6 protein-coding genes are annotated in these 23852 nt (G+C 58.6%); 3 read left to right on the top strand and 3 right to left on the bottom strand.

All coding sequences use genetic code 11. The features are described 5' to 3' along the window. Positions 1-37: 37 nt before the first annotated feature. The gene (locus tag BH714_RS06810) at positions 38-18043 is read right to left on the bottom strand and encodes an Ig-like domain-containing protein (protein ID WP_040017428.1); all 18006 of its coding nucleotides are present in this window, start codon (positions 18041-18043) and stop codon (positions 38-40) included. Between the two features lie 120 nt (positions 18044-18163). Next, entirely contained in the window at positions 18164-19501 is a 1338-nt protein-coding gene (locus BH714_RS06805; protein WP_020884207.1) for a TolC family outer membrane protein, read from the bottom strand. Between the two features lie 736 nt (positions 19502-20237). Between BH714_RS06805 and BH714_RS06800 the strand changes: the two genes are divergently transcribed. Beyond that, complete coding sequence (locus BH714_RS06800) at positions 20238-20981, top strand: DeoR/GlpR family DNA-binding transcription regulator (RefSeq protein ID WP_020884208.1); 744 nt, start codon at positions 20238-20240, stop codon at positions 20979-20981. 13 nt (positions 20982-20994) lie between these two features. Beyond that, on the top strand, positions 20995-22062 hold the full coding sequence (locus tag BH714_RS06795; protein WP_040017427.1) for an oxidoreductase: 1068 nt from the start codon (positions 20995-20997) through the stop codon (positions 22060-22062). Between the two features lie 49 nt (positions 22063-22111). Here the strand turns inward: BH714_RS06795 and cybB are convergent, their stop codons facing one another. After that, positions 22112-22642: a cytochrome b561 gene (cybB, locus tag BH714_RS06790; protein WP_025204247.1), complete on the bottom strand. Its 531-nt coding sequence runs from the start codon at positions 22640-22642 to the stop codon at positions 22112-22114. 189 nt (positions 22643-22831) lie between these two features. Between cybB and gap the strand changes: the two genes are divergently transcribed. Continuing rightward, positions 22832-23833 carry a type I glyceraldehyde-3-phosphate dehydrogenase gene (gene gap, locus BH714_RS06785; protein WP_020884211.1) on the top strand — a complete coding sequence of 334 codons (1002 nt, stop codon included), beginning with the start codon at positions 22832-22834 and terminating at the stop codon, positions 23831-23833. Positions 23834-23852 lie beyond the last annotated feature (19 nt).

Raw genomic sequence — 23852 nt, 5'->3', positions numbered from 1 at the left:
GCAAAAGGCCGCGAGGATCGCTCCTCGCGGCATAGTTTTACGCAATTAACAGTTGATGATTTGCCAGCAGCGTAGCCAGATCGGTCTGCACGCCGTTCAGCGTGACCAGCGTTGTGGGTGAGAACTGGCCGCCGCTACCGTCCAGGTCAACCTGGATTTCGGTATTGCTGCCGTTTTGCACCACGCGGATGTAATCGGTGATATTCCCCGCACTGCCGTCCAGCGTGGCGACCCCATTCACATAGCTCGCTGAGCCCGTACCGGTGTAGCCGCTGCCTGAAAGCAGGTCGCGCAGGTCAATACGGTCCGTATCCGCCGTGCCTTCCCAGGTGCCTACCGTAAAGCCGTTCACCACATCACTGCCGTTACCGCCTGTGGCATTGGAGGCGTTGATCAACGTGTAGAGCAGCGTATCGTGACCGCCGCTGCCAATATTGAACGTATCGTTACCGCCACGGCCTTCGAACTGGTTGTTACCGCTGTTGCCGGTAATGACATCGTCAAAGTCCGAGCCGTTAATGCCCTCAATGTTCAGCAGGCGTGAGGTACCAAACCCGGTGTCCTGCGCGGTAGAAAGACGCAGATCGACGGTCACGCCGGACGTCGCATTGCGGTAGTCCACCACGTCCATCCCCCCGGTGTTACTCCAGGTGTCGTGATCCGAGTGGGTCGTCCAGCCGCCGGAACCGTTATAGGTATACGTGCCGTCCTCGGCGATAAAGGTGTCGTTATACCCGGTACCGGTAAGCGTCCCGCTGTGCCCCCCGGTTGCTGCTTCGGCAGTGAGCACGTAGCCCTCTTTGCCGTTGCCGGCTTCCAGACCGCTCCAGGTGACGTTATCCGACACGCCATTGGTGATTTTCAGGATCTCGGCCGAGTAAGTTTCATTCGGATCCAGACCGTAGAAACTCACCAGTGCAGAGGTATCGTTCGAACCAATACCGGACTGGGCGTTGATGATCTGCGAGGCCACCAGTACGCCCGCCGCGTTATACAGATTGACCGTATTACCGTAGTAGGCGTTGATACCCTCACTGTCGACAATGTGCAGATGCATCGCCGTGCCGTCGGCAACGGTTTTGCTGTTTTGCACCAGCACCACTTTGCCGTTCTGCTGCGACACCAGCAGATCCTGCACGCCGTCCCAGTTGTAATCCACGGCGGCCACACCGGTGACGTTCGCCAGTCCGGAAGCCAGCTGACTTGATGTCCAGCTTGAACCGTAACCGTTGTTGGTAAACAGGGTTGCGGTCTGCGCTCCGCTGTAGGTACTGAGCTTGATGACGTCCATCTGGCCGTCAGCGTTCCAGTCCACCGCCACCGACAGATACCCTGCTGACGCGTTAGAGGCCTCAACCGCGCTCTTGGTGGTGGACAGTTTCCCGGTACCGTCGTTGTAGTAGATCACCCCGCCGTTGTTGTTGTAGCTGCTGCCCAGGTACAGATCCATGTAGCCATCGCCGTTGAAATCCGCCCACGTCATCGACGCCGCTGTGGTGGTATTCGCCACGTTTGCCACAAACACGTTAGTCAGGTTCTGACCGAGGGATAACGTCCCGTTACCGTTGTTGTTAATCACGGTAAGCGAGTACGCGCCGCTGCGGTTGGTGTGCTGAACCACATCCACGGTGCCGTCGTTATTCAGGTCAACGCCGGAGATTTCACGCATGGTGGTGAATTGTCCCCAGAACCCGGCGCCGCCATAGTTCCCATCCGGCGTGAGTACCCCCTTGTTGTTAATAAGGTAGGTAATGGAGTCCGCACCGGCATCGCCATACGCAAGGTCCAGATACCCGTCACCGGTTTTATCGTAGGCAATGACACCGCCGTACCAGATAGTGGTTCCCATACCCAGTTGGCTGGCGTTGTAAGTGCTGCCATCGTAGGTCCACATCACCTGTGTAGACCCGCCGTAGGTGGTTTCAGTCGCAAAGATGTCCTGCGTGCCGTTACGGTCGAAATCGGCGGCGGTCTGGCTTACGGCAGGGAAGCCACGCGTATTGGTCAGCGCGTTCGCCGCGTAGGTTGAATCATCACTGCTGGAATAGGACTGTCCGTTAGCAATGATATTCCACAGGCCGCTGCTGTTCATGCCGACGGTCATGGTCGAGTTTTCGCTGTTACCCGCCGTGGTGGCCCAACTGGTATTCACCGTGGTGGTGTCAATCACCAGGCTGCCGCTCGCCGTCCCGGTGGTATTGCCGTTACCCGCGCTGCTCTTCACCTGTGCCGTTACGTTATAGCTGGCAACGCTCAGTGCATCGCTGTCCGGGATCTGCAGATACCAGGTGTTGTGATCCGGGTCGACCACCACCGCGCCGCCCGTCTGCGAGGTGTAGGTTTTACCGTTCACATTCACCACCAGGTACTCGCCGTTCACCAGATCCGCGGAGACCGTTCCGCTGACAATCGGCGTGGTATCCGATGTTGTCTGCGCGGTAATTGCCGCCGTGGTGGTCGGGATACTGGTATCGACGTTCAGTACAAACCCGTCCGATTCCGTATAGTTACCGGCTTTATCGGTTACCCGCAGGATATACGTATGATTGCCATCGCTCAGGCCGTTATCCTGGAAGGACCAGCTTGCGCTACCGTTCATCGTGACCTGGCCCAGCAGGATCCCGTCACGATAAAGCTGCACAATCTCACCGTCATCCGGCGCGCGGTTCAGCGTTCCGTTGATCAGCGGCGAGCTGTCATCCGTCGCCATCGCGCTGCCAAAGGAGCCCAGACGCTCACCTTCGTCATCGGTATAGCTCACAACGGTTCCCACGGTGGTTGGCGGCGTGGTATCCACCGTCACCACCTGCGATGAGGTTGAGCCCACGTTGCCTGCCTGGTCGATAATCCGCACCTGATAGGTGTAATCACCGTCAGCCAGATCGCGGGTATCGGTGTAGCTCCAGCGCTGGTTGGTTACCGTTGCATCTGTCCAGGTATTCCCGCCGTCCAGGCTAATCTGCACGCGTTCATCATTGGCCAGCGCGCTGCCAAGCGAGCCGTTGAGCGTAAGCGTGGTGTCCATGGTGATGAAATCAGTGCCGGACTGCCCGGTATCTTCACTGATGCTGTCAATGGTGATGCCGTACTGAGGCGCGTGGGTATCAACCGTGACCGTCTGCGACGTGGTTGCCCCGACGTTTCCGGCCAGATCGACCACCCGCACCTGATAGTTATAGCTACCGTCGGCCAGGGTACGCGTGTCGTTATAGCTCCACTGTGTGCCATTCACCGTCGCGTTAACCCAGGTGGTACCGCCATCCATACTGACCTGAACATACTCGCCCGCACCGGGTTGCGCCCCCAGCGTCCCGTTCAGGGTGTAGGACGTTGAACTGGTCAGGAAGTCGTTGTTGTCAAAGCCGGTATCCACGGTGATGTTATCCACGGTCACCGTAATCGCCGCATCCGGGGCGACCGTATCGACAGTCACCTGCTGATGGGCACTGGATCCCACGTTACCTGCGGCATCCACCACGCGCACATAATAGTCATAGGTGGCATTACCCAACGTACGGCCGTCCACGTAGTACCAGCTGTTGCCGGTGACAATCACGTTCTGCCAGGTCACGCCACCGTCGATGCTGATTTGCGCATATTCGCCGTCAGCCAGCGTCGCGCCGAGCGAGCCATGCAGCGTCAGCGAGGTATCATGGGTGATAAAGTCGCTGCTGCTCAGGCCAGTGTCATCGCTGATGCTGTCAATGGCGATGGTTTTACTGGCATCGGGTGCCACGGTATCAATGGTGACCACCTGGCTGGTGGTGGCGCTGATATTGCCCGCATCGTCAATCACGCGAAGCTGATAGTTATAATCGCCGTCCGCCAGCGTGCGGGTATCAACCCAGGTCCAGCTCAGTCCGCTGACGCTGACGTCCGTCCAGGTTACGCCGCCGTCGAGGCTGATCTGCGCGTGATCGCCACTCCCCAGCGCCGCACCGAGCGTCCCTTTCAGGCTGATCTGGTTATCGCTGGTGATAAAGTCGCTGCCAGACAAACCGGTATCCTGACTGACGGAATCGACCGTAATGGTCGTCGCCGCAGGCGCGGTGAGATCCACCACCACGTTCTGGCTGTCCGTTGCCCCTACGTTACCCGCGTTATCAATCACGCGGACCTGGTACTGATACGTACCGTCCGTCAGGGTGCGGCCATCGGTGTAGCGCCAGGTGGTGCCCGTGACGGCCAGGTCAATCCAGCTCGCCCCGCCGTCCACGCTGATCTGCACTTTCTCGTTATTGCCGAGCTGCGCGGTCAATGAACCGTTAACAATAATCTGGCTGTCGTTGGTGATGAAATCACTCGCGCTCAGCCCGGTATCGTTTTGCAGGGCGTCGATACTGATCCCCATTGACGGCGCGGTCAGATCCACGGTCACGGTGTGATCGTCGCTGGCAGTGTTACCGATGGTATTACTCACCTGGGCATGGATCACATACGATCCTCCGTCTGCCAGCGCGGTCACGTCTGCACTGCCTACGGTATAGTTCCAGCTACCGTCAGCCTGCACGGTTGTGGTGTAGGTTTTGCCGTTCAGGGTGATGGTCACCGTCTGGCCCACAGGCGCGTCGGTGGTACCACTGACCACCAGAGGGATACCATGTTCAGCGGCGCTGACGATATCGTCCTGCGCAAAGGTGTGGATAGTTATGGTCGGGACATCACCGTTCAGCGTCACGTCGTGCGTCGCGCTGCCCGGGTTACCGGCCTTATCGTTCACCGTCGCCGTTAGGGTGTAATTCCCGTCGCTCAGGCCGAGGAAATCATGCCCCGGCACAAAGACCGACCACGAGCCGTCCGCCCCCACGGTCGCCTGATAGCGGTGATCGTTGAAGGAAACCGTCACCGTCTGGCCCTGTTCCGCCGTGGTGGTGCCGCTGATGGTCTGGCCTGCCAGCTGCTCAGCGTTATTGACAATATCGTCATCCGCCACAGTACCGATGGTTACGGTTGGCGCCACGGTATCCACCGTCAGAGTGTGAGTGGTCTGTCCGCTGTTACCCGCTTTATCGTTGACTGAAGCGGTCAGCGTCAGCGCCCCTTCATTCAGGGCCGCCAGATCGGCGGCCGGCACATCCAGCGTCCACGTACCATCGTTCGCCACCGTTGCGCTGTAGGTTTTCCCCCCCAGCGTTACGGTAACGGTCTGCCCGGCTTCCGCGCTGGTAGAACCGTGCACGGTCAGCGGCTGCTGTGCTTCTGCTGCATTTAACACGTCGTCGCCAGAGAGCGTATTCACGCCGATCACCGGCGCGGTGGTATCCACGCTGATGCCGTGCGTTGCCGACGCGCTGTTGCCCGCGCTGTCCTGGGCAGCAACGGAGACAGGATAATGTCCGCCATCGGTCAGTGCGCCCACATCAGCAGCCGGCACGGTAGTCGCCCAGGAGCCGTCGCTCTGAATGGTGGCGGTGTAGCTTTTACCGTTCAGGGTTACCGTGACCTGCGTCCCGCTGGCAAACTGCGCGCTCGAGCCGTTAATCACCAGCGAGGTGCCTGCTTCTGCCGCGTTGATCACGTCGTCGCCGGCAATGGTATTCACGGTCAGCGCCACCGAGGCCGTGTTGACCACCACATCATGGGTCTTCGTGCTGCTGTTGCCCGCACTGTCGGTAATGGTTGCGCTGAGGGTCGCGGTGCCGTCAGCCAGCGAGGAAATGACGCTGGCCGGTACGCCCACACTCCAGTTGCCGCTCGCATCTACCGTTGTCGTGTACTGATGAGACCCGACGGTAATCACCAGCCTGTCGCCGACGTTTGCACCGGTTGCACTACCGCTGACGATCTGCGCCTGCGCATGCTCCACGCTGTTGATCACATCATCAACGGCGACCGCGTTAAAGCTGATAACCGGTGGCGTGGTGTCAAGGGTAATGGCTTTATCCGCGCTGCCTGGGTTACCGGCCGCATCGCTCACGCTAACCTGTACGGTGTAGCCGTTGTCGGCCATCGCGGTCAGGTCGGCCCCGGGCACATTCACACTCCACGTGCCGCCTGCCTGAACCTGCGCGGTGTACTGCTTATTGCCGAGCGTTACGGTGACCGTCTGACCCGCTTCTGCCGTGGTGGTGCCGGTGATGGCCACACCTGCAGACGCTTCGCTGGCGTTGATCACATTGTCGCCGGCAACCGTATCAATCGTCACGGCAGGCGCGGTCGCATCGACGCTGTATTCGCGCCCTGCTGAGGCGCTGTTGCCGTTCACGTTGGTGACGCTCACCTGTACGCTGGCATCGCCGTCTTTCAGACCGGCCAGGTCAGCAGACGGTACCGTCGCCGTCCAGTTACCGCTGGCATCAACGGTGGCCGTGTAGTGCTTGCCACCAAACGTGATGCTGACGGTCTGGTTGGCTTCCACGTTGCTGGTGGTGCCGGAAAGCAGCAGATCTGCCCCTTTCTCCGCCGCGTTAATCACATCGTCAACGGCAATGGTATCAATGCTGATGGCGACGGCCGCCAGATCAACAGTGACGTCATGGCTGATGGTCACCGGATTGCCCGTGGTGCTTTGGCCTGCAACGGTAACGGTTACCGTTCCTGCCGGCAGCGCGCTTACATCCGTCGCCGGAATAGCCGCGTTCCAGGTCCCGTCCGCCAGTACGGACGCCGCATAGGTTTTGCCGTTCACGGTGACGGTCAGTGCCGTGCCCGCTGCCAGCCCATCGCTGGAGCCGCTGACAATCAGGTTCTGACCATGCTCGATGCTGTTGATCACATCGTCGCCTGCCACGGTATCGACTCGCAGGCCCGGCAGGCTGGCATCGATGGAGATATTACGCTCGCCGGAACCGGTATTGCCGTGTCCGTTGGTAACCGTTGCGGTGACGGTCAGGTCGCCATTACCCAGCGCGGTCAGCACGGACTGCGGGACGTCAACGGACCAGCTCAGATCGCTCTGTACCGTTGTGGTGTAGGTATTGCCACCGACAGAAACCGTCACGGTGTTACCCGCTTCGGCGTTCACCACTTTCCCGCCGATCGTCTGGCCTGCCGCCACTTCCGCTGCATTGATCACGTTGTCACCGGCCACGGTGTTGATGGTGACGGTCGGCAGCGCGGTGTCGACCTGCAGGTTCGCCGTATTGCTGACGCTGTTACCCACGGTGTTCGTCGCGGTTGCGCTCAGGGTGTAGTTCGCCTCACCCAGCGCGGCCAGATCCGCTGCCGGTACCGTCAGGCTCCAGCCGCCGTCCGCCGCGGTTGTTGCGGTGTATTGTTTGCCGTTCAGGGTCACGGTAACCAGGGTACCTTCCGCAAGGTTGGCGCTGGTACCGCTGACGCTCAGATCCTGACCTTTCTCCACCGCGTTCAGCACGTTGTCGCCGCTGAGGGTACTGAAGCCCACGGAAGGCAGCCCGGTATCGACGGTCACGTTATGGATGCCGGATCCGGTATTGCCCGCGGCATCGGTGACGCTGACGCTGACCGTCACGGTGCCATCCTGCAGCGCGGAAATCACGTTCGCCGGAACGCCGACGCTCCAGTTACCCGCGGCGTCCAGCACGGTGGTGTAGGTCTGGCCGCCAACGGTCACGTTGACTTTATCGCCCGCCGCCGCACCGGTGGCGGAGCCGCTGACGATCTGCGCCTGTGCATGCTCAGCCACGTTAATCACGTCGTCGCCCGCCACGGTGTTGATGGTCACGACCGGCACCGTCACGTCGACCGTCAGGTTGTGAGCCACCGAGGCCGGGTTACCCGCCTTGTCACTGACGGCGGCCGTCACGGTCACGCTGCCGTCCGTGAGCGCCGCCAGGTCGGCTGCCGGAACGTCCAGCGTCCAGTTGCCGTCTGCGCCCACGGTGGTGGTGTAGTCCTTCCCGTTCAGGCTCACGGTGACCGTCTGACCCGCTTCGGCGGTGCTGGTACCGGACACCGTCAGGTCAGCTTTCGCTTCGGTCGCATTCAGTATGTCGTCAGCCGCCAGGGTGTTAATCGTTACGGACGGCGCAGTGGTATCCACGCTGTACTCGCGGCCCGCAGACGCGCTGTTGCCGTTCACGTTGGTGACGCTCACCTGCACGCTGGCATCGCCCTCTTTCAGGCCGGCCAGGTCAGCAGACGGTACGGTATAAGTCCAGTTACCGCTGGCATCGACAGTGGTGGTATAGATTTTACCGCCCATGGCGAGGGTGACGGTCTGTCCTGCTTCCACGTTGGTGGTCGCACCTGACAGCACCAGATCGGTCCCTTTTTCCGCCGCGTTAATCACGTCATCGGTAGCGATGGCGTTAATGCTGATCGCCACGGTCGCCAGATCCACCGTCACGTCGTGGCTGATGGTCATCGGGTTGCCCGTCGGGCTATCGCCGGTAACGGTAATTTTCACGGTGCCTTCCGGCCACGCGCTGACGTCTGCGGCCGGCACGGCTGCGTTCCAGGTCCCGTCAGCCAGTACAGACGCCGCATAGGTTTTGCCGTTCACGGTGATGGTCAGTGCCGTGCCCGCTGCCAGCCCATCGCTGGAGCCGCTGACAATCAGGTTCTGACCATGCTCGATGCTGTTGATCACATCGTCGCCTGCCACGGTATCGACTCGCAGGCCCGGCAGGCTGGCATCGATGGAGATATCACGCTCGCCGGAACCGGTATTGCCGTGTCCGTTGGTGACGGTGGCCGTCACGCTCAGTCCGCCGTTACCCAGCGCTGCCAGCACCTCTGAAGGCACGTTGACGGACCAGGTCAGGTCATCCTGTACCGTCGCCGTCCAGCTGTTACCGCCCATCGTAACGGTGACGGTATTGCCCGCTTCGGCGTTCACCACTTTCCCGCCGATCGTCTGGCCTGCAGCCACTTCCGCCGCATTGATCACGTTGTCACCGGCCACGGTGTTGATGATGACGGTCGGCATCGCGGTATCGACCTGCAGGTTCGCCGTATTGCTGACGCTGTTCCCCACGGTGTTCGTCGCGGTTGCGCTCAGGGTGTAGTTCGCCTCACCCAGCGCGGCCAGATCCGCTGCCGGTACCGTCAGGCTCCAGCCGCCGTCCGCCGCGGTTGTTGCGGTGTACTGTTTACCGTTCAGGGTCACGGTGACCAGGGTGCCTTCCGCAAGGTTGGCGCTGGTACCGCTGACGCTCAGATCCTGACCTTTCTCCACCGCGTTCAGCACATTGTCGCCGCTCAGGGTACTGAAGCCCACGGAAGGCAGTCCGGTATCGACGGTCACGTTATGGGTACCGGATCCGGTATTGCCCGCGGCATCGGTGACGCTGACGCTGACCGTCACGGTGCCGTCGCTGAGGCCTGAAATCACGTTCGCCGGAACGCCCACGCTCCAGTTGCCCGCGGCGTCCAGCACGGTGGTGTAGGTCTGGCTGCCAAGGGTCACGGTGACTTTATCGCCCGCCGCCGCACCGGTGGCGGAGCCGCTGACGATCTGCGCCTGTGCATGCTCAGCCACGTTAATCACGTCGTCGCCCGCCACGGTGTTGATGGTCACGACCGGCACCGTCACGTCGACCGTCAGGTTATGATCCACCGAGGCCGGGTTACCCGCCTTGTCACTGACGGCGGCCGTCACGGTCACGCTGCCGTCCGTAAGCGCCGCCAGGTCGGCTGCCGGAACGTCCAGCGTCCAGTTGCCGTCTGCGCCCACGGTAGTGGTGTAGTCCTTCCCGTTCAGGCTTACGGTGACCGTCTGACCCGCTTCAGCGGTGCTGGTACCGGACACCGTCAGGTCAGCTTTCGCTTCGGTCGCATTCAGGATGTCGTCAGCCGCCAGGGTGTTAATCGTTACGGACGGCGCGGTGGTATCCACGCTGTACTCGCGGCCCGCAGACGCGCTGTTGCCGTTGACGTTGGTGACGCTCACCTGCACGCTGGCATCGCCCTCTTTCAGACCGGCCAGGTCGGCAGACGGCACCGTCGCCGTCCATTTGCCGTCAGCATCCACCGACGCCGTATAGGTTTTACCGCCGAAGAGGATGCTGACGGTCTGATTCTCCTCCACGTTGGAGGTGGTGCCAGAGAGCACCAGGTCCGCGCCCTTCTCAGCCGCGTTAATCACATCATCCGTGGCAATGGCGTCAATCCCGATGGCGACCGCCGCAAGGTCCACCGTCACATTGTGGCTAATAGACACCGGCGTACCGGCGCTGTTCTGCCCCTCAACGGTGACAGCTACCGTGCCTGCCGCCAGCGCGCCAACATCGGCCGCCGGAATAGCCGCACTCCAGGTGCCGTCAGCCAGCACGGTGGCCGGATAGATTTTATTATTTACCGTTACGGTCAGTGCGGTCCCTGCCGCCAGTCCTTCGCTGGTGCCGGTCACGATCAGGTTCTGGCCATGCTCGATGCTGTTGATCACATCGTCACCCGCCACGGTATCCACGCGCAGGCCCGGCAGGCTGGCGTCGATGGTGATATCGCGCTCGCCGGTGCCGCTGTTGCCCACGCCGTTAGTCACGCTGGCGGTGACGGTCAGTTCGCCGTTACCCAGTGCGGTTAACACGGACTGCGGTACGTTGACGGACCAGGTCAGGTCATCCTGCACCGTTGCGGTCAGGGTGTTACCGCCGAGGGTCACGGTGACGGTGTTGCCCGCCTCGGCGTTCACCACGGTACCGCTGAGAGTCTGGCCGGTCGCCAGCTCCGCGGTATTGATAATATCGTCGCCAGCCACGGTGTTGATGGTGACACCCGGCAGGACAGACTCCACGTTCACGGTGTGAGTCACGCTGGTACTGTTGCCAACAGCATCGGTAGCAGACGCGGTGAGGGTGTAGATCGCTTCACCCAGTGCGCCGACCTGATCCGCCGGAACGGTAGCCCTCCACAGCCCGTTATCATCCACCGTCGCGCTGTAGGCTTTGCCGTTCAGCATCACGGTGACGATCGCGCCCGCCGCCAGACCTGACGCGGTGCCGGTGAGGGTGAGATCCTGCGTTTTCTCGGTGCTATTGATGACATCGTCGTCTGAAACGGTGTCAATGGTCAGCACCGGAGCGGTAAGGTTGACGGCCACGTCGTGCGTCGCACTGTTGCTGTTACCCGCTTTATCGGTCAGGGTCGCGGTGATGGTGTGATCCCCGGCGGCCAGAGCATTGACGTCGGCCGCAGGCACTCCCACGCTCCAGTTGCCCGCAGCATCCAGCGTGGCGGTGTAAGATTTATTATTGATGGTGACGGTGACCACATCACCCGCTGCCGCGCCGGTGACAGACCCGGTGACAATCAGCGCCTGCGCGTGCTCAACGCTGTTGATGACGTCGTCATCCGAAACGGTGTGAATGGTCAACTGCGGCACCGTGGTATCCACCAGCACGTCACGATCCACCGAGGCCGGGTTACCCGCTTTGTCGGATACCGCCGCGGTGATGGTGTAGTTTCCGTCGGTAATGCCGCTCAGGTCGGTTGACGGTACGCTCAGGCTCCAGCTGCCATCCGCCTGCACGGCGGTGGTGTAATCCTTGCCGTTCAGCGTAACGGTCACGGTCTGACCCGCTTCCGCGTTTGTGATGCCGTTAACCACCAAATCCTGCTGCGCTTCAGACGCATTAATGATGTTGTTGTCGCTGACAATGTCGATAGTGACCGTCGGCGCGGTCGTATCCACGCTGTATTCACGGCCCGCTGACGCGCTGTTGCCGTTCACGTTGGTGACGCTAACCTGCACGCTGGCATCGCCCTCCTTCAGGCTGCCTAAATCAGCAGAAGGCACGGTAGCGGTCCAGTTACCGCTGGCATCCACGGTCGCGGTGTAAGACTTGCCGCCAAAGGTGATATACACGGTCTGGTTGGCTTCGACGTGGGTGGTGGTACCCGACAGGACCAGGTCCGTGCCTTTTTCCGCCGCGTTGATCACGTCGTCGGTGGCAATCGCGTTGACGCTGATCGCCACCGCGGCCAGATCGACCGTGACGTCATGCGCGATCGTCACCGGGTTTCCTGCGGTGCTCTGACCCTCAACGGTTACCGTCACCTTGCCTGCGCTCAGCGCGCTGACGTCGGCGGCCGGGATCGCTGCCGCCCAGGTTCCGTCGGCCAGAACCGTCGCCGCATAGGTTTTACCATTGACGGTCACCGTCAACGCAGAGCCGGTTTTCAGCCCATCACTGGAGCCGCTAATAATCAGGTTTTGACCATGCTCGATGCTGTTAATCACATCGTCGCCCGCCACGGTATCGACCCGCAGACCCGGCAGGTTGGCATCAATGGTGATGTCGCGGCTGCCGGAGCCGGTATTGCCGTGACCGTTAGTGACGCTTGCCGTCACGGTCAAATCGCCGTTGCCAATGGCCTTTAAGACTTCAGGCGGCACATTGACCGACCAGCTCAGATCATCCTGAACGGTGGCGGTCCAGGTGATGCCTCCCATTGAAATCGTGACAGTGTCACCGCTTGCGGCACCGCTGACGTTCCCGCTCAGGGTCTGTCCCGTAGTCACTTCCGCCGCATTGATGACATCATCAATGGCGACAGCGTTAATGGTCACCACCGGTAGCGCACTGTCGACAAGTGCCTGATGGCTGGTGCTCGCGCTGTTGCCTGCGGTATCGGTCACGCTCGCGGTAACGGTGTAGTTCGCTTCGCCCAGCGCCGAGACGTTTGCTGCCGGTACCGTCACGCTCCAGCTGCCGCTGGCGTCAGTCGTGGCCGTGTAGTTAATGCCATTCAGGGTCACGACGATCGTGGTGCCGTCCGGCTGGTTGCTGGTGCCGGAGAGTTGCAGATCTTCGCCTTTCTCGATGGCATTGATCACATCATCGCCCGCAACGGTATTGATAGCGATAACCGGTGCGGTCAGGGAAACCGCAATCTCATGCGTCTGCGTGGTGCTGTTGCCCGCTTTGTCGGTGAGGGTCGCAGACATCGTATGGTCGCCATTGCCCAGCGCGCCCGCGTCAGCCGCCGGAATACCCATACTCCAGTTGCCGGACGCGTCCAGCATTGCGCTGTAATTTTTACCGTTCAGCGTCACGGTGATCACGTCGCCTGCCTGTGCCCCGGTGACTGTGCCAGAAACGATCAGCGCCTGACCGTGTTCAGCAATATTCAGAATGTCATCACCGGCAACGGTGTTGAAGGTGATCTGCGGCACGGTAGTGTCCACCAGCACAGACGCATCCGTGCTGGCCGGGTTACCGGCTTTATCCGACACGGTCGCCGTAACGACGGCAGTGCCGTCGGTGATACCGGCCAGATCGGCTGCCGGCACGTCAAGCGTCCAGCTGCCGTCAGCCTGTACCTGTGCGGTGTATTGATTGCCATTAAAGGTCACCGTGACCGTCTGCCCCGCTTCGGCAGTCGAGGTGCCGCTCAGGGTGAGATCCTGTGCCGCCTCTGCCGCATTGAGCATGTTGTCGTGACTGACCGTATCGATGGTGACCGCCGGCGCAGTGGTATCGACGCTGAATTCGTGTGACGAAGAGGCCGGGTTGCCATTCACGTTGCTCACGCTCACCTGAACGCGGGCATCGCCCTCTTTCAGGCCGCTTACATCCGCAGCCGGAACGGTGTAAGCCCAGTTGCCATTCGCATCCACGGTGGTGGTGTAGCTTTTGCCGCCAAAGGTGACCGTCACCGTCTGACCGGCTTCGACCCCAGACGTGGTGCCGGAGAGCGCCAGATCGTGTCCCTTCTCCGCCGCATTCAGCACGTTATCAGGGGTCACGCTGTTAACGCTTATCGCGACCGGGGCGAGATCGACATCCACCACGGTCCCGATATTCACCGGGTTGGCGGAAGCATCCTGTGCGCGGGCTGTAATGTCGAGAGGACCGTCCGCCCACTGGCTGACATCCGCCGCAGGCACAGCCGCTTTCCAGGTTCCGTCGGCCAGGACCGTGGCGACGTACTCAATGTTGTTAATGGTCACGGTAACGGTGCTGCCCGCGGCCAGATCGGTGCTGGTACCGGAAACAATCAGATTCTGACCGTGCTCGATGATATTGATAACATCGTCGCCCGCCACGGTATCAATACGCAGACCAGGCAACTGGGCGTCGATGGTGAAGTCCAGCGCGGCAGAACCGGTGTTTCCGTGCGCATTCGTCACGCTGGCCGTAACCGTCAGCTCACCGTTACCGAGCGCGGTTAACTGGCTCTGGGTTAACGGCAGGCTCCAGGTAAGATCGTCCTGCACCGCAACGGTATACGTCTGGCCGCCCAGGGTAAGGGTGACAATGTCGCCTGCCGCCGCGTTGGCGACTTTCCCCGTCAGGGTCTGGCCTGCCGCCAGTTCCGCCGCGTTGATGATGTTATCGCCCGCCAGCGTGTTGAGCGTGACCACCGGCAGCGAGCTGTCTACCAGCACATCGTGCGTGGCCGACGCGCTGTTACCCACACTGTCCGTGACGCTCGCCGTCACCGTATAGTGCGCCTCGCCCAGCGCGCTTACTGCGGAGGCCGGTACGGTAACACTCCAGTTACCGCTGGCATCCGTAATGGCGGTGTAGTGAATGCCATTCAGGGCCACGGTGATCGGGGTGCCTTCTGGCTGGTTGCTGGTCCCGGAAAGCAGCAGGTTTTCGCCTTTTTCCGTGGCGTTAATCACGTCGTCCGCCGCCAGAGTGTGAATACCTATCTCCGGCGTCACGGTATTAACCACCACCTCCAGCGTGCTGCTGCCGGTGTTGCCAGATTGGTCGGTCACAGAGACCGTAATCGTCCAGGTTCCGTCCGCCAGGCCCTGTACCACAGACGCAGGCAGGCCGAGGCTCCAGTTGCCCGCCGCATCCACCACGGTGGTGTAATCCACGTTATTGATGGTCACCGTGACCCAATCACCCGCTGCCGCTCCGGTCACGGAGCCGCTGAGGACCTGCGCCTGGGTATGGGCAAGCTGGTTTATGGTATTGGTATCGGTGACAAAATCGTTAATGGTCACCTGCGGTACGGTGGCATCCACCAGCCCGACGCGATCCGTGCTGCTGCTGTTACCTGCCACATCGCTCACGGTTGCCGTTACCGTGACGGTGCCATCGGCCAGTGCGCCGACGTCCGCGGCAGGTACTGTCAGTTGCCAGCTACCGTCATGTTGAACGGTGGTCTGGTAGGTTTTACCGTTCAGCGCGACGGTAACCGTCTGGCCCGCTTCCGCCGTGCTGCTTCCGCTTAACACGATATCCTGCTGCGCTTCGGCGGCACTGATAATGTTGTCATCGGTCAGATTATTGATCGTGATGTCCGGAGGCAGCGTATCGACCGTCACCACGCGCGACGCATCGGCGCTGTTGCCGTTAACGTTCGTCACGCTGACGCTCACCTGCGCGCGGCCGTCAATCAACATTTCCATGGCGCTGGCCGGTACGGTCAGGCTCCAGGAGCCGTCCTGCTGCACCTGCGCGGTATAGGTCCGATCGGCGAATTTCACCACCACAGTCTGCCCGGCTTCCACGCCCTGCGTCTGGCCAGAGAGCGTGAGATCGCTGCCTTTTTCCGCCGCGTTCAGCCGGTCATCACCGGAGATGACATCAACAGTAACCGCCACGGCGTTCAGGTCGAGTTCGATCGGATGTTCAGCGGCAACGGCATTGCCCCACGCATCTTCTGCACTGACGTGCACCGCGATATGGCCCGGCGTCCAGGACTGGAGGTCGCTCGCCGGGACACCAATCTGCCAGCCACCGGTGGCGTTGACCACGGTGACATAGTCGACGTTATTGATGGTGACGGTGATCTGCGTGCCTGCGGCCAGATGGCTGCTGGAGCCGGTCACGGTAAGATCCTGATGCTGCTCAATGGCATTGATCACGTCATCACCGGAAAGGGTGTTAACGCGCAGACCCGGCAGCGCCGCGTTGATATTGATATCGCGCTCGCCGCTGCCCGTATTGCCGTGGCTGTTGGTGACTGACGCGGTAATGGTCAGGTCGCCGTCGCCGAATGCCTTGAGATCCGCAGACGGGATAGTGAGGTTCCAGGTCAGATCGCTACCCACGGTGGCGCTGTAATGCTTGCCGCCAACGGAAACAGACACCGTATCCCCTGCCGCTGCACCCGTGACACGACCGCTGATCGTTTGATCGGCGGCCACTTCGGCGTTATTTACCCGGTTGTCGCCGGCAAAGGTATTGATGACCACCTGTGGCAACACGGTATCAACCAGCAGTGTGGCCTCCGCTGAGCCGCTGTTGCCCACGCTGTCGGTACCGCTGACGCTGACGGTGTACAGCGTGTTCGCCAGTTGCAGGACGTCGGAAACCGGTACCTGAACTGACCAGCTCCCGTTCTCGACAACGGTTTGATAATTGACGTTGTTCAGCGTCACGGTGATGGCGCTGCCGTCTGGCAGCGTGCTGGTGCCGGTCAGGCTCAGCGGCTGCATAGCCTCCTGAGCATTGAGAACGTTATCCTGGCTGATGGCATGAACGGTAAATTCCGGTGGGTTACCGCTCAGCGTAATGCCGTGTGTGGCGCTGCCGGTATTGCCCGCGGCATCGGTAACGGAAACCGTAATGTTGTGGTTGCCTTCTCCCAGCAAGCCCACCACGGACGCAGGCACCCCCACGCTCCAGCTGCCGTCCGCCTGCACCACACCGGTGAAGGTCTGACCGCCAACGGTTACGCTCACGACATCCCCTGCTGCGGCGCCGCTCGCCGTACCGGAAATAATCTGCGCCTGGCCCTGCTCGCTGGTATTGAGGATATTGTCGTCAGCAACGGTGTTAATCGTCACGACCGGGGCGGCGGTATCCACGGTGAAATCGGCGGTCGTGGAAGATCCGTTCCCCGCTTTATCGCTGACGTTCACCGTTAGCGTATGGTCGCCATTCGCCAGCGATTGCACCTCGCTGGCGGGAAGCGTAACGGACCACGTGCCGTCGCTCCCTACCGTGGCGGTATGATTTTTCCCGTTGAGCGTTACCGTCACAATCTGGCCGGCTTCCGCATCGGTTTTACCGGTGAGCGTCAGCGCCTGGTTGTGCTCAGCCGCGTTGATGACGTTGTCCTGCGCAATCGTATCAACAGAAAGCGCTGGCGCGTTGGTATCCACACCTATCGTCTGGCTGCCGCTCACGGTATTGCCCGCGGCGTCTTTACCGCTGACGTTCACCGTCCAGGTGCCGTCACCCAGCGCCTGCGCATCCGCGGCAGGCACGTTCACGCTCCATGCGCCGCCGGCCCCCACTTCCGCCGTGTAGGTTTTGCCGTTCAGCGTGACGGTAAGCCCGATTCCCTGCGCCAGATTTTTGCTGGTGCCGGACAGCGTAAAGCCAGCGGAGTGTTCGCTGGCATTGATCACGTTGTCACCGGCCGTTGTCCCCAGCGTGATGCTGGCGTCAGCGGTAGAGATTGTGACGGTAATGCTGCCCGCCTGCGTCGTTTTGCTCCCGTCGATTTGCACGACAGACCAGGTATGTTCACCGTCAGCCTGAGTCGGGAGTTTTACGGTCCAGGTACCCTCTTTCCCGACCATGGTGCTGGCAATGGTGCTTCCGCTGCTGTCTTTAACCTGAATGGTCGCGCCCGGCTGCCCGGTACCGCTAAAGGTTGGGGTGTTGTCGTCCGTGATCGCTTTTCCACTCAGCACACCCTGCTTATCACCCGCGTTGTCCGTCAGCAAAAAGGTCGGCGTCGCGCTTTCAACATCTTTGGTGTTGTCGATGACTTTGGTTTTGGTTTCGCCGTCACCCCCGTGCGCCAGCAGTGCGCCAATGGCACCGCCGCCCAACGCAGCGCCTGCAATCCATCCCCATGGCGCGTCATTGAGAACGCTTCCCTGCTCGAGAAAAGGCTCAATGCTGGCAACCGGCGTAGCCTGCGCGGTTAACTCGGTAACAGCAACGCCAGACGCTTCCCCGGCATCGGCAAAAGAAATATGCGTCAGTTCCTGCTGATCGTTGAAGACCAGTTCTGATTGATTATGGGTCTGTGGATCTTCAACAAAATAGTTATTGCAGCGAATAACGCTGCCGTCTTTCATATAAATAAGCAGGTCTTTACCCTGGCGAACATAACGCACAACATCCTGAGCAGAACCCTGAATTTCAATCACACTTGGCGAAGAAATAGAAACCGACAAATTACCCTCACCGGTTAATTTCGTTTTCTCGGCCGTTTTGCGAATGATGACATCAACAATTTTTACGTTACTCATTTTCCTCTCCTTGCAGGTGTCCGGATTCCTGTGGATATGTCCACCAAATGGATGTAGCTATCCCTGGGAAAAAGCACCCATTATTTTCTTACTTATTTCGCACAAAAAGACGCGTGTTTTTTAACTCAAATCAGGTAATTTTGCGGCAGCGTTTTTCTCTATTCCGATCAGCGGCATCAAATTATCAACGGCAGATGCGTAATTAATCGCCGAACTCCAGCCATCATATTCAGCCATTATTTTGGCTGAGGTGGCTTGCCAGACATCCTGTTCAACGCTGAGCAAATCGTTAATGCTCCGCTTGCTCAGGGTATATTCATTTCTGTAAACATCCCGGGCGCGTAACGCGCTTTCCAGCTGCAGCTTCCCCGCCTGCATTCTCCCCTGCGCGCCGGTCCAGTCAGCCTGCGCGACAGAGGCTTTTTGCAGGACATCGAACCGCGCCTGGTCAACCTGAGACGATGCCATGGCCCTTGCCCCTTCGGCCTGGCGAACACGGGCTGAAACGGCACCCCCCTGGTATAGCGGTGCGTCAATATTGAGCTGAATCTGGTCATCCCAGTAAGAACGGTTATCGGACTCGTAGCGGGTGCGGCCTCCTTTCAGGCTTAACGTCGGCCAGTGCTGAGACTTTGCCGTTGCCACGCCATACTGAGCTGAACGCTCCATATTCTGCGCGGCCATGACCGCGGGAATGGACGAGTAATCAATGCGATTAAGCGAGTCTTGCTCAACGGCAAGCTTCGCCGGTACAGGTGAATAGCGCTCGGCCTCCATGCCAGTCAACACCGCAAGCCGTGCGCGGGCGCTGTTTAACGCCGCGTTATACTGCTCGACCGTGGCCTGCATACCGGCAATGCGCGTGCGCGTCTGAAGCTCGTCAGAGGTTGAGCTGACGCCTGCGTCGGCGCGGAGTTTGGCCAGTTGCTCAACGTTTTTGAGCGCCTGAACGTTCTCTTTGGCGGCCTGCAACAGGTCGGAATAGCGTTTGACTTCTACGTAGCTGAGCGCCGTTTTTTCCGCCACCGCAGATAAAGTGCTCATCAACTGGTAACGATAGCTATCGCGCTGCGCCGTGGACTGGTCGATGCTGTTGTTGGTCTTGCCAAAATCGTATACCAGCTGCGTCAGACTCAATCCCCAGGCCGCAGAATTGCGCAGCGAGCCGCTGGAATCGGTGGTCTGGCTATGGCCGGTGCTACCGTTTAACGATATTTGTGGCATCCAGCCGCTGCGTGCTTCATCTATTTGTGCCTGACCTATTCCCAGTTGCGCGGCCTGCTGGCTAATCGACGGATCGCGATCGATGGCAAAAAGAATACTCTCTTTTAATGTTGTCGCGGCAATCGGAGCAATCCCCACCTGGCGGCTATTCGCAGAGGCCGTATTAAAGGCCAACGAAATTAATGCCAGGGCGACTGGAAATCTCAGCAACATATTATTTCGCATGATAGTCATTTTTATCTCCCTGACTCTGAATGACGCTTAAATATTTACCCCTAAAGGGGTATAAATAATTCGACAAATATCTTACCTGGGTCCGAATAAATATTGGACAAACGCTCCCCAACCCCATTTCCATTGGAGATGAGAGCCGACCATATTCTTATGACAATAAGAATTTACTTATTTCTTTAACTGGTTTGCAGCATAACAAAATGCGCTATAGGCAACTACACCCACAATGTTAATGTGGTGTTACAGATAAGAAAAAAGATGGGGTTTCTGGACAAAACCTTAAAAAGGGGCTTTCAAATGAAACAAATAAAGTCTTTGTTATTTAAGTAAAATTTTAGAATCGCCGGATGCACATTTTTGCGTTAATTTCAGCATGCGTCAGACACAAAGATTTTCAAAGAAATGTCAGTTTAAGTAACCATAATGCCATATACAACATTAATATCTATGCATATAAATAAACACAGAATTTATTTCTATTTATTAATTTCATTAAAGCATTAATGGTTGCATATTGGTATCACAATGGTTATATCCGCCAGTGTGTTTAATAAAACACAACAATAACATTACTGTTAACATTTGGAATGAATCACTCACACTGTATTAATAACATTTTAATAATAACCAATGTGAACAATACCGGACATTGATACTCACTGTCGATCAACACCCTTCCCTCTGCGGCAAAATGCTGTAATATGCAACTTATTGCGATATTTTGCGGGATTCATCCATGCACAAAACGGCCAGACAAAAATATGTGCTTGATATCATTAGTGAGCACGGGCAGGCCAGCATTACGGAACTGGCGGACAAACTGCAGGTCTCAGCGGACACCATCCGCCGGGATCTGACCGATCTCGAGAAACAGGGGCTGGCGCAAAAGAACCACGGCGGGGCAATTGCCCTGAATCTGTCGGCCATGAATCGTCAGGGGCGCAATACACTGCTGCCGGAAACCAAACAACGTCTTGGTAAACAGGTGGCGCAGGCTGTTCCGCCAGGTTCGACGCTGTTTCTGGATGCGGGGAGCACGGTAATGGCTGTCGCCTCGTTCCTGAAGGGACCGCTGACAATCATCACCACCTCGCTGGATATCGCGTGGCACTTCAGCGACCGTGACGATATCGAACTGATCCTGCTCGGCGGAAAATGGGATCACAAGCAGCGACTGTTTGCCGGCAGCGCCACCCTCTCCCTGCTGTCACGCTACCGCGCGGATATCGCCATTCTGGGAGCCTGTGCTATCCATGCTGAACTCGGTCTGAGCGCCGGAAAAGAGGCCGATGCCGAGGTCAAACGGGCGATGCTCGCGGCCAGTCATGAGCGCTGGATTGTCGCCGACCATCTGAAACTAAACCGCTGTGAACCGTATCTGGTCAGCGGATTATCCAACATCCAGCACCTCTTTTTAGATCGTCCCTGGCCTGAGCTTGGGGACCCTGGCGCAATGCACATTACGGTTTGCGCGAAATAACGTGGAGAAGGTCATGAGTAAAGTGAAGACAATCAACATTGCGCTGATCGGGTATGGATTTGTAGGCAAGACCTTCCATGCCCCGCTGATCCAGTCCGTGGACGGCCTTAAGCTGGCGGTGGTTTCGTCTCGTGATGAAGAGAAGGTTAAACGCGATCTTCCTGATGTTCAGGTGGTGGCAACCCCGGAAGAGGCAATTCAGCATCCCGATGTCGATCTGGTGGTGATTGCCTCCCCTAACGCCACCCACGCGCCGCTGGCAACGCTTGCCCTGAATTCAGGCAAACATGTGGTCGTGGATAAACCGTTCACGCTCGACATGCAGGAAGCCCGCGACCTGATTGCCCTGGCGCAAGAGAAGCAACGGCTGCTCTCCGTCTTCCATAACCGCCGCTGGGACAGCGACTTCCTCGGCATTAAGCAGGTTATTGAGCAAGGAACCCTTGGCAAGGTCAAACACCTTGAGTCGCACATTGACCGTTTCCGCCCGGAAGTGCGCGTGCGCTGGAGAGAGCAAAACGTGCCCGGTAGCGGTCTGTGGTTTGATCTGGGGCCGCACCTGATTGACCAGACGCTGCAGCTCTTTGGACTGCCACAGTCGGTACAGGGCAATATCGCCACGCTGCGTGACGGCGCGGAAATTAACGACTGGGCACACGTGGTCTTAGATTATCCGCAACATAAAGTGATTTTGCACTGCAGCATGCTGGTGGCTGGCGGAACGGCACGTTTTACCGTTCACGGCGATAAAGGCAGCGTGGTGAAAGCCCGAATCGACCAACAGGAAGCGCAGCTGCTGGCGGGCGTGATCCCCGGCAGTGAGGCCTGGGGCGAGGACAGTGACAGCATGGTGTTCTTTGGTGCAAACGGTGAGCCGCAGACCGTTACCACGCCGAAAGGCGATCAGCGTCAGTACTACATCAACGTGCGTGATGCGCTACTCGGAAAAATCACCAATCCGGTTCATCCGGTCGAGGCGCTGGCGGTGATGGCGGTACTGGAAGCGGCCGTGAAATCCTCAGAGACGGGCACCACTCAGGCGCTGGAGTTAACCCCGGAAGAGCGCGCTCAACTGCAATAAAACGCTAAAAAAAAGCCCTGCAGACTGCTGCAGGGCTCGTTGTTATGGGTTACTGGCGTTTTTTTGGCATCATGCGCAGGAGGGTGTTGTCTTTCCAGAAATAGTGATGCATCAGCGCCGCCATCGCATGCAGACCAATCACAACGTACCCCACGTTGGCCAGCGTCTCGTGCCACTCTTTCAGAACGTCGACCAGATCAAAATTCGATTCTGCCGCGTGCGGCATCACCAGACCAAAGGCTAACCAGTCAGTGCCGCGGTTATACATCATGACAATACCAATCAGCGGCAACGCGATGAACAGCAGATACACCACCAGATGGCCAAGATGGGACAGTCCGGTCACCATCGGTTTTGGTTTCGGTTCAATCGGCGGTGCGCGGAATTTAAGGCGAACCACTAAACGCGTCACCATCAACACCAGTACAGAGATGCCGCACGAAACGTGGATCATGTTGATTACCGGCCGGGCGGTGCGTGGGAAGAAGCCTTTGAACTCCATCGCGCAGTAGGCGACGATGATTAACAAAAACACCAGCCAGTGGATAGCAATTTGCAGGCTTGTATATTTAGTACGCATGAGATTTCCTGATAAATAACCGATATCGCGCCAACATAATCCCCTTTCCTTAAAAATTCATTAATTTTTCTGTATGGTTTTTCAAATACTTCCCCTCGCATGAAGCTTCTTCAATTGCCGCCCTGTCCGTGATGGTCTAAGCCTGGATGAGTTCAAACTGTCGCAAAGACGCGTTCACAGGAGTACACCATGAGTAAAATTGGCATTAACGGATTTGGACGCATAGGACGCCTTGTCCTGCGTCGCCTTCTTGAAACCCAGGACAGCAACACCGTCGTCGCCATCAACGATCTTACTTCTCCCAAAGTACTGGCTTATCTGCTCAGGCATGATTCCAACTACGGTGGCTTCCCGTGGAGCGTAGATTTCACCGAAGACGCCCTGATTGTTGACGGAAAAACTATCGCCGTATACGCCGAAAAAGAGGCAAAACATATCCCGTGGAAAGCCGCGGGCGTCGATATCGTCGTGGAATGCACAGGCTTCTACACGTCGGCAGAAAAATCACAGGCACACCTCGAGGCCGGTGCCAAAAAAGTGCTGATCTCTGCCCCTGCCGGTGAGATGAAAACCATCGTGTATAACGTGAATGACGATACCATTGACGCCAGTGATACGATTATCTCCGTTGCTTCCTGTACCACCAACTGCCTCGCCCCACTGGCAAAAGCCCTGCACGATGCGTTTGAAATAAAAGTGGGCACCATGACAACCATTCACGCCTATACCGGCACGCAGGCGCTGGTGGATGGCCCGCGCGGGAAAGATCTTCGCGCCTCACGCGCCGCGGCGGAGAATATCATTCCGCACACCACCGGGGCGGCCAAAGCCATCGGTCTGGTGATTCCGGCCCTCAGCGGCAAGCTGAAAGGCCACGCCCAGCGCGTACCGGTGAAAACCGGTTCAGTGACCGAGCTGGTCTCGATTCTGGGTAAAAAGGTCACCGTTGAGGAGATCAACGCCGCGCTGAAAAAAGCGACACAGGGGAATAAATCTTTTGGTTATACCGATGAAGAGATTGTTTCGTCTGATGTGATCGGCTCCCACTTTGGATCTGTCTTTGACGCCACACAGACCGAAGTTTCAGAGGCTGGCGATCTGCAACTGGTGAAAACCGTCGCCTGGTATGACAACGAATACGGTTTCGTCACCCAGCTGGTGCGCACGCTGGACAAATTCGCCTCGCTGTAATGCCTGTCCCCTCTCCGCG

It is taken from the genome of Enterobacter ludwigii (assembly GCF_001750725.1).
In the GTDB taxonomy this organism is placed as follows: Bacteria; Pseudomonadota; Gammaproteobacteria; order Enterobacterales; family Enterobacteriaceae; genus Enterobacter; species Enterobacter ludwigii.
The sequence above is the reverse complement of the archived record's forward strand: the minus strand, read 5'-3'. Positions and strand labels throughout refer to the sequence as shown.